At 71.2% G+C, this 13,851-nt stretch carries 11 protein-coding genes; 4 read left to right on the top strand and 7 right to left on the bottom strand.

Translation table 11 applies throughout. From position 1 onward, the window contains the following. The 7 genes from DT057_RS30485 to DT057_RS30455 form a co-directional block, all read right to left on the bottom strand. A partial coding sequence (locus DT057_RS30485) for a response regulator (protein ID WP_162501553.1) occupies positions 1–238 on the bottom strand: 238 nt, incomplete at its 3' end. Position 239: 1 nt separating this feature from the next. Continuing rightward, positions 240–1,061: a sensor histidine kinase gene (locus tag DT057_RS30480; protein ID WP_162501552.1), complete on the bottom strand. Its 822-nt coding sequence runs from the start codon at positions 1,059–1,061 to the stop codon at positions 240–242. 1,454 nt (positions 1,062–2,515) lie between these two features. Further along, the gene (locus tag DT057_RS30475) at positions 2,516–3,955 is read right to left on the bottom strand and encodes an oligosaccharide flippase family protein (RefSeq protein WP_128565809.1); all 1,440 of its coding nucleotides are present in this window, start codon (positions 3,953–3,955) and stop codon (positions 2,516–2,518) included. Positions 3,956–3,961: 6 nt separating this feature from the next. Further along, the gene (locus tag DT057_RS30470) at positions 3,962–5,143 is read right to left on the bottom strand and encodes a glycosyltransferase family 2 protein (RefSeq protein ID WP_162501551.1); all 1,182 of its coding nucleotides are present in this window, start codon (positions 5,141–5,143) and stop codon (positions 3,962–3,964) included. Between the two features lie 215 nt (positions 5,144–5,358). Continuing rightward, positions 5,359–6,603 carry a glycoside hydrolase 5 family protein gene (locus tag DT057_RS30465; protein WP_128565807.1) on the bottom strand — a complete coding sequence of 415 codons (1,245 nt, stop codon included), beginning with the start codon at positions 6,601–6,603 and terminating at the stop codon, positions 5,359–5,361. A 64-nt stretch (positions 6,604–6,667) separates the two neighbouring features. Next, positions 6,668–7,807 carry a glycosyltransferase gene (locus tag DT057_RS30460; protein WP_128565806.1) on the bottom strand — a complete coding sequence of 380 codons (1,140 nt, stop codon included), beginning with the start codon at positions 7,805–7,807 and terminating at the stop codon, positions 6,668–6,670. Positions 7,808–8,015: 208 nt separating this feature from the next. Beyond that, positions 8,016–9,059: a glycosyltransferase family 8 protein gene (locus DT057_RS30455; protein ID WP_128565805.1), complete on the bottom strand. Its 1,044-nt coding sequence runs from the start codon at positions 9,057–9,059 to the stop codon at positions 8,016–8,018. Positions 9,060–9,458: 399 nt separating this feature from the next. Between DT057_RS30455 and DT057_RS30450 the strand changes: the two genes are divergently transcribed. The 4 genes from DT057_RS30450 to DT057_RS35705 all read left to right on the top strand — a co-directional run bounded on the left by DT057_RS30450 (position 9,459) and on the right by DT057_RS35705 (position 13,621). Further along, positions 9,459–10,694: an acyltransferase family protein gene (locus DT057_RS30450; protein WP_420870340.1), complete on the top strand. Its 1,236-nt coding sequence runs from the start codon at positions 9,459–9,461 to the stop codon at positions 10,692–10,694. Positions 10,695–10,933: 239 nt separating this feature from the next. Beyond that, positions 10,934–12,358, top strand: coding sequence for a hypothetical protein (locus DT057_RS30445; protein ID WP_128565803.1), 1,425 nt, complete (start codon positions 10,934–10,936; stop codon positions 12,356–12,358). Between the two features lie 132 nt (positions 12,359–12,490). After that, the gene (locus DT057_RS30440) at positions 12,491–12,982 is read left to right on the top strand and encodes a Ros/MucR family transcriptional regulator (RefSeq protein ID WP_128565802.1); all 492 of its coding nucleotides are present in this window, start codon (positions 12,491–12,493) and stop codon (positions 12,980–12,982) included. 387 nt (positions 12,983–13,369) lie between these two features. Continuing rightward, complete coding sequence (locus tag DT057_RS35705; RefSeq protein WP_162501549.1) at positions 13,370–13,621, top strand: DUF6894 family protein; 252 nt, start codon at positions 13,370–13,372, stop codon at positions 13,619–13,621. Positions 13,622–13,851 lie beyond the last annotated feature (230 nt).

The raw sequence follows: 13,851 nt of genomic DNA, 5'->3' as shown, positions 1-13,851 counted from the left end.
CCTCGGCGGCGAGCTGCTTGGCCACCGCGATGCCGTGCATCTCCGGCATCGAGACGTCGAGGACGGCGACGTGGGGACGGGTCTCGGCGATGAGCCGCAGGGCGCGCGCACCCGAGCTCGCCTCGCCGACGACGGTCAGGTCCGGCACGCCCTCGAGCAGGGCGCGCACGCCGCCGAGGAAGACCGGATGATCGTCCGCGATGAGGACGCGGATCGCGCTGGTCGCGTACGAGTTCATGTCAGATCACCCCGCAAGGAACCCATGCACGGACCCGCGTGCCGACCGATGGCGTGGATTCCAACTCAAGTCGACCGCCGACGAGGGTGAGCCGCTCACGCATGCCGAGAACGCCATGCCCGCTTTGCTGAGATGTGCCGCTCTTCGATTGAAGTGCAGGCACCTCAAAGCCGTCACCGTTGTCCTCGACCACGAGTTCAATCGCGCCAATTGTGCGATGCACAATAACTGAAACCGAAGTGGCCGTCAACGCATGCTTGGAGATATTTGTAAGAGACTCCTGGGCCACCCTGTAGAGCGTCACGTCGACGTCGCTGCTCAGCGTCCCCTCCGGGCCGTGCGCGGCGAAGCTCGCCCGGATGCCCCGCTCGAGGCTCCACTCCTCCACCATGGCCTGGAGCGTCGGGACGAGGCCGAGGTCGTCGAGGCCCGCCGGGCGCAGCTCCGCGGCGACGCGGTTGAGGTCCCGGGCAAGCTCGTCGACGTGGCCGACGAGGGCGTTGAGCCGGGCCGACCCGGCGGGCGTGACGTCCCGGCCGAGGAGCTGGAGGCCGAGCTTGAGGCTGGCGATCTGCTGGCCGGCCTGGTCGTGCAGGTCGCGGGCGAGCCGCGCCCGCTCGTCCTGGCGGGCCCGCTCGAGCAGGGACCGCGCCGCCGCGCAGGGCTCCGCGCAGGCGCCGGGGCCGCCGCCCTGGGGACGCGAGAGGCACCGGCACCGCTCCGGCCCGCGCCGCGGCCGCAGGCGGCGCAGGCCTCGCACGACGAGGCGAAGGTACCGGGTCAGGCCGCCTCGGCGCTCGTCCCGGAGGCGCTTGGCCGGCATGGCCTCTCCTCGATCCGCGGTCGCAGAGGGGTGATGGGCCGCCTCGTCCGGAGCCACGCGGCCGCCGGCGCCGCGGAGCCGCCGGGCTCCCGGCCGCCCGGGGCCGCCCTGCCGCGACCGTGCCGCGCGGCCGGCCGAACGCGCCTTGCCTGGGTCGCCTTCATCCTCCGGCGCGAAGAGCAGGTCTTGCCGGCTCGACTCCGAGCCTGCAACGAACAATCCGGTCATCCTGAGACGTTTCTGATGAGAGGTCCGATGGGCCTACGTGCTCAGCACGATGGCGCTCGCGTACCTTGCATAACGACTATCTCACCATGGGGTTGCAGACGAATCACTATCATTTGATAAATCTGAGATGTTCAATGTTTGTGCAGTATGTATCTGCATTATTTTGCATTGGTGACGTTCGTTTCTCCACAGATTGTGCTGTAGCAGGAACCTCACGCGCGCGCCCTAAACTGGCCGAAAAGCGGTGAATTCAGACGCCGTATCGCGCACATAATTTCGTCACCTCGAATGAAAACGCAATACAGGTGAGGGGGTCGATGTCGAGGCCGGGCCATGACGTCCGTCGCAGTCACGCCATTGCTTCTTTCGCCGCGCTCCCCCGTGCGCTCGCGGCAGCCAAGATCTAACATGTAGCGGTCACATCCTCGTGGAGTCGGGGGCTAAGCTCCGGCGGGACCGGCGAACAGGACGTTCTCATCCGGAATAAGAGAGTTTTCCTGTGCTCCCCCCGCCGGATATTGCCGCGGCAGCGGATGTGCTGTTTGCCTCGAAGATGAGCCGGCTCGTTCCAGGCTCTGTTCTGGGCTTGGCGACGCCGGACTTGGAATATCTCGCGGTTCATTCAATGAGCGCGCGTCCGGGCGAGCAGCGTGACGTCCGTGGTATTTCCGGGAACGCGACGACACCTGGCGGAACGGCACGCGCGTTGATCGCGCAGCATCGGGGGCTGCGGCGCGCGCACTCTCTGTAGAGCAGCGCAAATCGATCCGGACAAGACGGAGATCGTATCGAAGAACGTCGTGTCCGAGCCCGACCATCCGCTATAGTCACAGGAGAACCCCTCGTCCGGGCGATGTCCGGCGCGACGGACGCCTGCACGATCCGGCCTCTGCGTAGGGATCTTGTCGATGCGTGGAAGCGACATGGTTCGACAATGTTCGGGGCTCGTCGACTCTGCACCGTGAAGACCGGTCGCGGCGACGAGGCCGGGATCCCAGGCCCGCCCGCCTCGGACTCGCGGCAGACTACTTAGGTATCCGGGTTCTGATCTCTCAAGCTGAATATTTCATCAGTCCTGAGCCGGATTGCCGGGATTCTCGGCGCTCCGCTCGACGCTGCGGGATTGTCGGGCGGCCTCGGGCTGGACGGCCCGCCTCCCTCGACGGGCCGTTCCCGCCGGCGGGGGAGGGGGCTCTCCGCGCCGCTCCTCTCCTCCCGGCGCGCCCTCAAGGGCGCAAGAACGCCAGCAGGACGGTGCGGCAGTAGGCGCGGTAGGACAGGAAGATCAGGCCGGCGTAGATCGTGCCGCCGACGACGATGCAGGCCGACAGCGACAGCCAGGAGGGCAGGTGCCACTCGCTGGCCTTCCACGACACCGCGGCGACGGCCGCCGCGAGGACGGCGACGGCGGCCGCGGCCGCCTTCAGCTCGTGGAGGATCGAGGCCCAGCGCACCTCCGCGTAGCGCACCTGCGCCCAGATGACGACCGGGAGCGTCAGGAGCGCGGACAGCAGCTGCGACGTCGCCGCGCCGACCGGCCCGTAGGGGGCGAGCCCGAGGAGGAGGAGCACGCTGACCGCCGAGGACAGGACCGTGATGAGGGGCAGGAGCCTGACCTGGCCCACGAGGACGAGCATCGGCTCCGCGACGATGCTCGGCAGGGCGAACAGGCGCGCGATGGCGAGGACCGCGATCACCGGGGCGGCCGCCGCCCAGTCCTCCCCCATGAGCACCTGCACGGTCCGGCCCGCCACCAGGGAGAGGCCGATGAAGGAGGGCAGCGCCAGGAGCGCGGTGCTGAACACGATCCGCTCCCCGTCGGCGCCGGGCTTCCACCCCGCGTCGGACTTCGCCCGCGCCCGCGACAGGGTCGCCCAGGACAGCATCCGGAGCGGCTCGGAGAAGAGCTCGCTGATGGCGCCCACCACCCGCGAGGCGAGGCGGTAGATGCCGACCTCCGCCGCCCCGAGGACGAGGGCGAGCACGAACTCCGCCCCGTAGGTCTTGGCGAACTCGATCAGCTGCGTGGCCGTGAGCCGCCGCACGAACGAGACCGCCGCCAGGGCCGCGGCCCGCTCGAGGGCGAAGGGCGGGACCCAGCGCGCGACCGCGACGGAGGCCGCCAGGGACACCGCCGTCATGACGGCGCGGTTCACCAGCAGGGCCAGGACCCCGCCGCCGTCCACGAGCGTCGCGACGCCGGCCGCGAGCGCGATGAGGTCGCTCGTGATCGTGATGCCCGCGATGGCGCCGATCCGGCCGTCGCGGGTGAGGATGCCGTATTGCAGCGCCGTCACGGCCCCGAACGGGATCAGGGCCGAGAGGCTGGCGAGGAGCCAGCCGAACGGGCCGTCGCCGCCGAGCCAGACGTAGCCGAGGCCGCCCAGCACCCCCGCGGCGCCGCCCGCGGAGGCCACGCCGAGGCCGGTCCAGAACACCGTCGCGGCCGGGAGGCGGCTGCCCTCCCAGGCCATCACGTACTGGGTCCAGCCGGCCTCGGCCAGCCGCGAGATCAGCATCGCGACCGCCGACGCGAGGGCGAAGAAGCCGAGCTCGGCCGCCGACAGCACCCGCGCGCCCACGAGCAGCAGCAGCATGCCGGAGATCTGCGCGACGAGCCGCGCGCCGAACGACCACGCGGAGGCGCGGCTGGTGTTGAGCGACACGACCGGTCAGCTCCTGCCGGCGCCGTGCGGCGCCGCGATCCCGCGCGGCGCGGCGCGGCCGTGCGCGGGACCGGGCCCCGGATGCGCGCGCGCCGGCCCCGCGGGCCCGGCCGGGGTGACGATCGCGGCGAGGCCCGGCTCGCGCCAGAGCCGCGGGACGGTCGGACCGATCAGGCCGAGGTCGGCGAGATCGCGCGAGGTGCGGAAGCGGCGGCTGCCCGGATAGGTCAGGGGCGCCTCGCCCCACCGCACCACCGCCCGGCGCAGCTGCTCGTAGCCGAGGCCGCGGCGGTAGTGGTTCTCGAGGAGGGTCGGCTGGCTCAGCCGCTTCTGGATCTCGTCGCAGAGCTTGAAGTGCAGGAGGGCGATGGATTCGTCCGCGTAGGCGACGTTCGAGTTGCTGTGCCCCTCGTAGAACCGGAAGCCCTTGCGCACGAGGTTGATCGGCCGCTTCTGCTGGGCCGGCAGCTCGCTCGGCCAGAGCGCCGCGACCGTGCTCACCCACGAGAGCGGGACGCGGTAGATGAAGCGGTCGACCTGGTTGCAGAGCGTGTAGTGCAGGGCGCCCCGGCGGCGCTCGGCCGCGAGGCTCGACAGGAGGCGCAGCCGGGGGCCGCCGATGACCTGGAGGTCGAACTGGCGGGACGGCCTGTCCCAGGGGCGCCGGGGCCAGGGGCGGAACAGGTACTCGGAGTCGAAGTAGCCCATCACCTCCGTGAGGTCGTCGTCCGGCGCCAGGGTGCTCGCCAGGAAGCTGCCGCCGGGATACATGTCGATCATGGCGCCCGCGACGGTGTCGAAGCCCTTCGCCTGCACGCCGGCGCAGAAGGTCGCGAGATCGACCGACTCGCACTCGCCGTAGACGAGCAACTCGTCGCAATCGACCACCACGCTCCAGCGGTCCTCGCAATGCTCGGCGAGGACGCGGTTGACCCAGGCCATGCCGTAGGCCGCCTCGCGGTACGAATCGAGGCACTGGAACAGGTGGCAATCCGGCTGCGCGCGCAGGTACTCGAGGCTGCCGTCCGTCGAGCCGTTGTCGATGAACAGGAACGTGGTGACGCCGAGCCCGCGGTAGTGGCGCAGGAAATGGGGCAGGAGCCCGATCTCGTTGCGCACGGGCGAGACCACGGGCACCTCGCCGGGAGCGATGCGGATCGGCGCGTCGGTCAGTCGCGTCAGGTTCATCGGCGGCTCGCCTCGTGGGTTCGCGGTGGGGGCGGCGCGGCCGCGGCGAGCCGAGGGGGAGGGCGGTTCGCACCCCTGCCTCCCGGCGCGCCCCCGGCCCGAGCGATCCTGTCGTGTTCTAGAGGATGTCCCGGACCTCGGCCGCCATGCACATCCGACGCCGATGTCGGGCATAACCTGACGCGGGCGCGCGGCCGCGCGGCCTCGCGCCCGGCCTACCGGACGACGACCGCGACGGGGTTTCCCCGCATCGGGAGCGTCAGGCCATCGGAGGGCTGCGGCGGCGCCGGGAGGGCCTCGCCGGTGACGAGGTCGGTCACCGAGAGGACCTGGCGCGCCTCGCCGAGCACGAGCCGCACGGGCTGCTCGGGGACGGGCCGGGGCGCGAGCGCGTCGGCGTCCCAGACCGGGCGCTCGTCCCACACCACGAGGACGGTCTCGCGCGTGGACTTCTCGCAGGCGAGGATGTCGAACGCGCCCTCGGTCTCCAGGGTGTAGCGCCGGCGCGCGGGCGCGAAGCGGTGCCGGTCCTCGCCCGGGTCGGCGAGGGCGGCGGTGAGCCGGCGCAGGGCTGTGGCGGCCGGCTTCGGCGCGTAGTCGGAGGAGAACAGCCCGAAATGGCGCTCCACCTCGGTGTTCCCGGGGTCCGGGTAGGCGTCCAGCAGCTCGTAGAGGTAGACCGACGCGAAGCCCATCTGCTTGGCCACGAGCAGCGTGTTCAGCGTCAGGCGGGCCTGGGTGACGTCGTCGACGCCGCCCCAGCCGATCTTCTTCTGCAGGGTGTAGTAGCCGATCTCCGTGAGGGAGGCCGGGAAGAAGCGCCCGTCGTGGGCGAACTTCCTGACCTCGTGGGCCATGACGGCGCGCGGCTGCTCGCCGTGCTTGGGGTAGATGTGGACCGTCAGGAGATCGTAGCGCCCGAAGGCGGGCGGCCAGGTCGTCAGGTTGTAGAACGGCACCCGGTCGAGGAGCCGGCTGCCGCGCAGGCGCGCGTCGAGGCCGTTCTGGAACGCCACGGCGGCGTCGTTGCCGGTCCGGCCCTCGAACGGGAACGGCCAGTTGTTGTACTCGTTGGGGCCCTCCACCGCCGCGACGGCGCCGGGCGCCCGCTGCTCGAGCTGCTCGAGGCGCTCGACCGTGGCCTTCAGGTCGACGTCGTTGCCCCCGGCCACGAGGTTGAAGCGGATGCCCGCCTGCGCGAGCGTCGGGTAGTTGTACCAGCCGTTGCCGGGGAGCGACGGGTTCGGGATGCTGTCGCGCACGCGGGTGACGCCGATGTAGCCCAGGGCCTCCACGACCTTCCGGGCGTCGGCGTAGCGGCTGTCCGTGTAGGCGACGTGGGTGTTGACGCCGATGAAGTCGACGAGGTCGGCGGCCCTGATCGCGGCCCGCTCCCGGCCCTCGCCGGCGGCCTCGCCCCGGGCGCTCGGCGCGCCGGCGAGAAGGCCCGCGGCGAGCATCGCTCCCGCGGCGCGGCGCCAGCCCCGGGCGCGCGCGGCGGGACGCCGGCCTCCCGCCCGGACCTCAACCATTGACGGACACCAGGGTCGGCACGAGGGGCCGCCGGGGCGCCCGGGCCTGGCGGAGGCGCGCCTCCACGAAGGCCTGCATCCGGAGCTCGAAGCGGGCGGCGGCGAAGCGCTCGGCCTGGGCGCGGCAGAGGGCGGGATCGAACGTCGTCGCGCGGAAGCGCTGCTCGGCCTCGATGATCGCGGCCGCGCTCTGCTCGTGGAAGAACAGCCCGGTCTGGCCGTCCACGACCGATTCCGTGGCGCCGCCGCGCCCGAAGGCGATCACCGGCCGGCCGCTCGCCATGGCCTCGACCGGCACGATGCCGAAATCCTCCTCGCCCGGAAACACCAGCGCCTGGCAGCGGGCGTAGAGGTGGCGCAGCTGCGCGAAGGGCTGGGGGCCGAGCACCGTCACGGTCGGGCCGGCCAGGCGCCGGATCCTCTCCAGCATCTCGCCGCCCCCGACCACCACGAGGCGCCGCCCCATCGCGTTGAAGGCCTCGACGGCGAGGTCCGGCCGCTTGTAGCCGACGAGCTCGCCCGCCATCAGGTAGTAGTCGCCCCGCTCGGCCTCCGGCACGATCTCGAAGTCGTCGACCGCGACGGGCGGCGGGATGACCTCGGCGTCCCGGCGGTAGTAGCGCTCGATCCGGTCGGCGACGGTGCGGGAATTCGCCACGAAGTGGTCCACGCGCTGGGCCGACACCGCGTCCCAGTTGCGCACGTAGTGGGCCGCCGGCAGCATCAGGGCGCGCTTGAGGAAGCCTGCCCCGGCCCGGTAGTCGTGGAACATGTTCCAGATGTAGCGCATGGGCGAGTGGCAGTAGCAGATGTGCAGCGCGCCCGGCGGCGGGATGATGCCCTTGGCGGGGCCGGCCTCGCTGCTGAGGATCAGGTCGTAGCCGCGCAGGTCGAGCTGCTCCAGCGCCATCGGCATCAGCGGCAGATAGTTCTTGTAGAGCTTGCGGGCGTAGGGCAGCGAGCCGATGAAGCTCTGCTGGACGTTCCGGCTCCGGATCGTCTCGCTCATGGCCGACGGGTCGTAGACGTGCGTGAAGATGTCGGCCTGCGGGTAGATGCGGCAGAGCGCCTCCAGCACCTTCTCGCCGCCGCGCATGCCGACGAGCCAGTAATGGACGATTGCGACGCGCATCGGCATGGAACTCCTGAGACTACGACGCGCCCGGCCCGTGGCCGGCCGCGAGACGCGGGCGATGCGCGGACGACCGATCCTGTCTAGCGCCGGCCGGCCGCGGCCGCATGCCGGCAAAGGCCCCGGCGGCTGTGGGATTTTCCCTGACGGTCGCGCCCAAGCGCGACGGTCGCGCCCGGGCGCGACGGCCGCGCCCCGGGGCGGCCCTTCAGGCCGGGGGCGGCTGGAAGGCGGGGTCGGCCGCGACCTCCCGGCCGCCGCGGCGCGACGGCGCCCCGGCCCGGGGCTCGTCGAGCACCTGCGCGATCCTGCGGTTCTGCGCCCGGTCGAGCTGGCCGCGCAGGTGGTAGTAGGTGGACTTGACCCGGTAGGCGTTGAGGCGCAGGGCCGACAGGCGCGGGATGTCGCCCGCGAGCGCCGGATGCCGGCGCACGACCTCGGTGTAGGCGCGGTGCTCCCGGGTCCCCCAGGGCAGGATCGCCCCGTGCCAGGGCTTGGGGTTCGCCATGAAGTGGATGATGTCCGGCCGGTCCCTCAGCAGCGGCCGCAGGTGCATGAACTGCCGCGGGAAGTTCCAGCGGCTCGCCAGCAGCAGGTGCTGCTCCCAGCAGGCGCCGTTGAGGGCATCCTGGTCGTGGAACTTGAGGGTGCCCGACGCCACGAAATAGTCGAGCGCCGTCTTCCCGATCCGCTTCCAGTCCTCGAAGCCGGACAGGATCACGCCCGCGTTGAAGTAGCTGTCGCGCCGGGCCGGCGGCAGGCCGAGACGGTCGAAATCCGGGCTGAACTTCTCCGGGATCGACAGGCCGGCGCGCCGCATGACCGACATGTAGTCGCGGGCCGCGAAGAACTTGCCGACCGGGATGTCCTGTTGCAGCAGCGGATCGAGGGACGCGTAGATCTGCGTGTCGCCGTCGATGTACAGCATCCGCTGGTAGTGGCCGGGGACGAACTCCGAGATCACGAGCCGCACGAGCGTCGCCGCCGAGATCCGCCCCGAGAACCCCGTCCGGTAGGCGTCGCCGAGGGCGCTCCTGAGCACGGCCTCGGCGTGCGCGGCGACGTCGAGGAAGACGATGCCCTCCTGGTCGCAGACCCGGCGGTAGGTCTCGTCACGGGGCCCGCCGTCGATCGACAGGATGATGACGTCGGTCGACGGCGAGGAGATGTTGCGCCGCGCCTGGATCGCCGAGACGAGCGTGATGAACAGGTAGTTCCGGTCGGTCACATAGCATACGCAACTGGGCTTCATGCGAAGGCTCCCGCATCGTCCCGTGGGCACCGGGCGGCCCGGCGGAGCGGTGGCCGGGCGCGTGGCGGCCCGGCGCAGGCGGTCGCCGGCCCGGTCCCACCGATACCGCGCCGCGCCGCGGCCGGCGCTCGGGATTTGCGGCCCGCCGCGTCAGCCTTTTCCCGACGCGGCCCGCCGTCCCGGCCGCTCGATCCGGGTTCACGCGCAATCGCCCGGACGCGGGCGCGGGGCTCCATTGCGGCAGGCGGCGAGTAGCCGGCCGGTTCCGGCCGCTCCGAACCTCGCAGCGCTCGGCAAAACCTGACGGACACGGAGTAGAAACTGAACAAGAATGCCGGGGAAAGCACGCATCCCGTGTCACGGAAGGGGGTTGGCATGTCGTTGCGGAATGATTCCGGCTTGCATACGCCGACTTTGTCGAGCGTTGCCCGCGGCTTGCTGCCGAACGCGGGCGCGCGGACGCTCGGAGACCAGCTGCAAGCGGCGGGCGGCCGTCCGGCCGGCTTCGATTATTTGCGAATCGCGCTGTCATTCGCGGTCGTGGCCATGCACAGCTTCAGCACCAGCTACGGCAGAGCCGTCGATGAGGCGCTCTGGGTCTCCCCGATGGGGCCCTTCCTGCGCGCCGTCGTGCCGATGTTCTTCATCCTCAGCGGCTTCCTCGTCGCCGGCAGCTTCGAGCGCTGCAAGACCATCACGATGTTCCTGGGCTTGCGCGCCATCCGGATCTATCCGGCCCTGAGCGTCGAGGTGATCCTGTCGGCGTTCCTGATCGGCCCGTTCGTGACGGCCCTGCCCCTGGCGCACTACTTCACGGACCCCGAGTTCGGCGCCTACCTGCTCAACGTGACGGGGCACATCCACTACTACCTGCCCGGCGTGTTCGCGGAGACGCCCTTCCCCAGGATGGTCAACGCCCAGCTCTGGACGGTGCCCTACGAGCTCGAGTGCTACATCGTGATGGCCGCGCTGATCGCCTTCGGCCTGCGCCGGTTCCGGTCCGTCGCGCCGGCGGCCGTGGTCGGGCTCACGCTCCTCTACTTCGTCGCCCACCTGGCGAAGTACGACTGGACCTACGTGCCGCCGCCCGGGATCCTGCCCGGCTCGCTGCTCATCGTCGACTTCCTGATCGGCGTCTCGCTGTATCTCTACCGCGACGCCGTCACGTTCAGGCGGCCCTGGTTCATCGCCTGCGCGGTCCTGTCGTACGTCGCCCTCTACGGCATGCCGGGCGGCGAGTACCTGGCGATCCCGACGCTCGCCTACGTGACGATCTATCTCGGATTGTGCAACCCGCGCCGCCTGGCGATCGTGAGCGGTGCGGACTACTCCTACGGCGTCTACCTGTACGGGTTCGTCGTGCAGCAGGCGATGATGTACTGGTTCCCCGGCCTGCGCATCTGGTGGCTGAACATCATCGTCTGCCTGCCTCTTGCCGCCGTGTTCGCGGCCCTGTCGTGGCACTTCGTCGAGAAGCCGGCCCTGCGGGCAAAGCCGCTGCTGGTGGCCTTCGACGCGGCCCGGACGCGCTGGCTGAGCGCGGTGCTGGCCCGCGCCTTCCCGGCGGACCGGGGCGGCCGGCCAGGGGTCGCCGCGCCGACCGAGCCCATGACGGCGCAGGACGCGGCGCGGTAGGGCGCGCCCCGCGTCCCGCGCCCGGGGGCCCGCGCCGCCCCCCCGTGGGCGGGCCTCGGCGTCAGGAATATCCTGGCGCCGCCCCGCCGAATCACCACGCGCGCGGTGGTCCGCGCAGCTGGTACTGATGCGGCCGCGGAATCCCCGAGGGGCCGCCCGGGCCCGCGTCCGGCCGCCCCCGTCCGCACGGCGCGGACGGGATCGCCCCCACCCCTCGAGCCGAGAGGTCGTGCCGCGAGATGACGGTCGAGCTGATCGGGATCCTGTCCGCCCTGACGGGGATCCTGTGCCTGGTCCTCGGGCGCTCCTTCGCGATCTACGCGTTCCTGTGCTCGACGCTGCTGGGCTCGGCCGCCGCGACCGTGCTCACCGCCCTCGGCTCCGCCAACATCCTGCCGGCCCACCTGCTCCTCGGCTTTCTGACCCTCGTCGCCCTGCGCCGCCCGCACGCCGCGCGGGCGCTGCGCGGGCTGGCCTATCCGGGCCCCGGCCTGCTGTTCCTCGTCACGGTGATCTACGGCGTCCTGTCGGCGTTCTTCCTGCCCCGCCTGTTCCAGAACGCGAGCTACGTCTTCTCGATCGGCCGCACGACCGTCGGCAGCGTCATCCTGATGACGCCGCTCGCGCCCGGCAACGGCAACATCACGCAGACGGTCTACTTCGTCGGGGACCTCGTCTGCTTCTGCATCTTCTTCGGCTTCTCGTCCGATCGCGGGGGGCGGCGCTGCATCGCCGACGCCGTGATCGCCTGCGGCTTCCTCAACATCGGCTTCGCGATCCTCGACTACGTCACGTTCGCGACCGGGACCGCGAGCCTCCTCGGGTTCATGCGGAACTCGACCTACAACATGCTCGACGCGACGGAGATGGCCGGCATCAAGCGCGTCGTCGGCTCCTTCACGGAGGCCTCGTCGTTCGGGGCCGTGACGCTGTCGCTGCTCGCCTTCAACTTCAACCTCTGGCTCAGCCGCTACCGGTCGCGCCTGACCGGGCCCCTGTCGCTGCTTCTCCTCGCCGCGCTCCTCGTGTCGACCTCGACCACCGCCTATGTCGGGATCGCGATCTATTTCGGCCTGATCTACTGCGGGAACGCGGTGCGGCTCGTCCTCGGCGCGATCCAGCTCCGGCGCGCCGCCTTCATCGGCATCGCCCCGCTCATCGTGGCGACGGCCCTCCTCGCCATCGCGCACAGCGACGCCACGGCGTCCTACTTCGCCGCCGTGCTCGACCAGATCGTGTTCGCCAAGGGCGTGTCCGCCTCGGCCGTCGAGCGCAGCAGCTGGAACAGCCAGGCCCTGGTGAACTTCTTCGACAGCTACGGCCTCGGCATCGGCGTCGGCAGCACGCGCGCCTCGAGCTTCATGATCGCCACGCTGGCGAGCATCGGCGTCGTCGGTGCCGCGCTCTACTGGAGCTTCATCGCCCTGGCGGTCTCGGCGCCGTGGAGCGAGCCGGATCCCGAGGGACGGGCGATCCGCCTCGCCGCGGGGTCCGCCTGCCTGGCGGTCGTCATCGCGGGCTGCATCGCCGGCACCACCATCGATCTCGGGCTCGGCTTCTACGTGCTCGCCGCGGTCGCCGCCGCGCCCGCGACGGACGGGCGCCCGGCCCGGGCCGACGTGCGGCCCGCCGCCGAGCCGATCCTCGCGGGCGTCCCGGCGTGAGCGCCCGCCGGCGCCGGGACGCCTGGCGCCGCCGCCGCGTCGGCCCCGAGGTGGTATAAGCCTGACTATCCAGGCCGGTCGCCAGTCGATACCTGCCTCGTCTGTCGAGGTTCCAGAGCAGGAATCAGTCAGATGAGCGACAGCGGTCAGTTGAGCGGGAGCAATGCGTCCGCCCTCGAACAGATCGAGCGGGCCAGCGACATCGTCACGGCCTACGTGGCGAACAACGTCATCCAGCCCGGCGCCTTGCCGGACCTGATCGCCGCCGTGCACGCGGCCCTGGCGGAGCTGGGCCGGCCGCCCGCCGCCGAGCCGGAGAAGCCGCAGCCCCCGGTGCCGATCAAGCGGACGCTGAGCCCGGACCACATCATCAGCCTCGAGGACGGCCGGCCCTACAAGATGCTCAAGCGGCATCTCGCCGGGTACGGGCTCACGCCCGACCAGTACCGCCGGAAATGGGGCCTGCCGCACGACTATCCGATGACCGCGGCGAACTACGCCGCGCAGCGCTCCGAGCTCGCCAGGAACAACGGCCTCGGCCGCAGCCGGACGGAGCGCGCCGCCGCGGGCGAGGAGGCCCGCGGGGCGGCGCCGGGCGGCCGGGGCCGCCCGCGCGCCACCTAGCGCGGCCGACGTGGGTGCCGGTTCGGCCCGAGGGAGCGCGTGACCGCAAGGGGCCTCGGAGCGGCGCCCCCCGGGGCCGCGGCCGGGCCCCGGGTGCGGGCGCGCGGGAGCCCCCTGGCCCGGCCGGCCGCGGGCCGCGTCGCGGGTTCCCCCTGATCCAGGGGTGAAAGTCCTGACAGCGAACGGGGACATTCGCCTCGGTTGTGCGGTGAATCCGTGCCCCTTCGCCGGGACAGGCTGCCCGAGGTGATGTAGCGTGAGGGCTCCCGCGGCTGAGATGCGCCAGAGATTTCGTCAAATCCCGGACCCTGTGAGACATCGTGGTGCTCTACTGGCGGCTTCGCCTCCCTGATGTCAGCTCTCTCATCGATATAGCGATCGTGGAAAATGCCCCAGCGCTTCTACTTCCATCTGATCAACGTGACTGCGAAGATCGAGGATCCCGATGGCGTGGAGGCCGACAATCTCGAGCAGGCGGAGGCCGAGGCGATCTCGGTCATCGACGCGATGCGGGACAACGGCGACCTGATCCTCGACTCCGCCGAGTGGCGCCTGGAGATCTGCGACGAGGACGGCCGGGTGATCCGCTCGATCCGGCTGACCTGGGACGAGCTGTTTCCCGAGCGGAAGTCGCACTAGAGCATTTTCCGGCGAAGTGGACACCGGTTCGCCGCGGAAAATGCGGCAGGATGAAAAACCTGGAGCAGCGGCCGATCGCAGCGTGATCGGATGCTGCTCTGGCGCCGCGCCCGGCCGTCCCGGGCCCGGCGGCCCGCGGCGCAGGCGCCCGTCAGCCGGCGTCCTGGAACGCGAAGGCTTGCGCGCCGGCCGACAGGAGCGTGCGCGCCGCGCCCGGGACCGCGGCCCCG

This window comes from Methylobacterium crusticola, from assembly GCF_003574465.1.
In the GTDB taxonomy this organism is placed as follows: Bacteria; Pseudomonadota; Alphaproteobacteria; order Rhizobiales; family Beijerinckiaceae; genus Methylobacterium; species Methylobacterium crusticola.
The sequence above is the reverse complement of the archived record's forward strand: the minus strand, read 5'-3'. Positions and strand labels throughout refer to the sequence as shown.

Coding starts and splice junctions, on each gene's coding strand:
- DT057_RS30480 (WP_162501552.1), bottom strand. CDS start 1,061: ATGCCGGCCAAGCGCCTCCGGGACGAGCGCCGAGGCGGCCTGACCCGG.
- DT057_RS30470 (WP_162501551.1), bottom strand. CDS start 5,143: ATGAACCTGACGCGACTGACCGACGCGCCGATCCGCATCGCTCCCGGC.
- DT057_RS30455 (WP_128565805.1), bottom strand. CDS start 9,059: ATGAAGCCCAGTTGCGTATGCTATGTGACCGACCGGAACTACCTGTTC.
- DT057_RS30465 (WP_128565807.1), bottom strand. CDS start 6,603: ATGCTCGCCGCGGGCCTTCTCGCCGGCGCGCCGAGCGCCCGGGGCGAG.
- DT057_RS30460 (WP_128565806.1), bottom strand. CDS start 7,807: ATGCGCGTCGCAATCGTCCATTACTGGCTCGTCGGCATGCGCGGCGGC.
- DT057_RS35705 (WP_162501549.1), top strand. CDS start 13,370: ATGCCCCAGCGCTTCTACTTCCATCTGATCAACGTGACTGCGAAGATC.
- DT057_RS30440 (WP_128565802.1), top strand. CDS start 12,491: ATGAGCGACAGCGGTCAGTTGAGCGGGAGCAATGCGTCCGCCCTCGAA.
- DT057_RS30445 (WP_128565803.1), top strand. CDS start 10,934: ATGACGGTCGAGCTGATCGGGATCCTGTCCGCCCTGACGGGGATCCTG.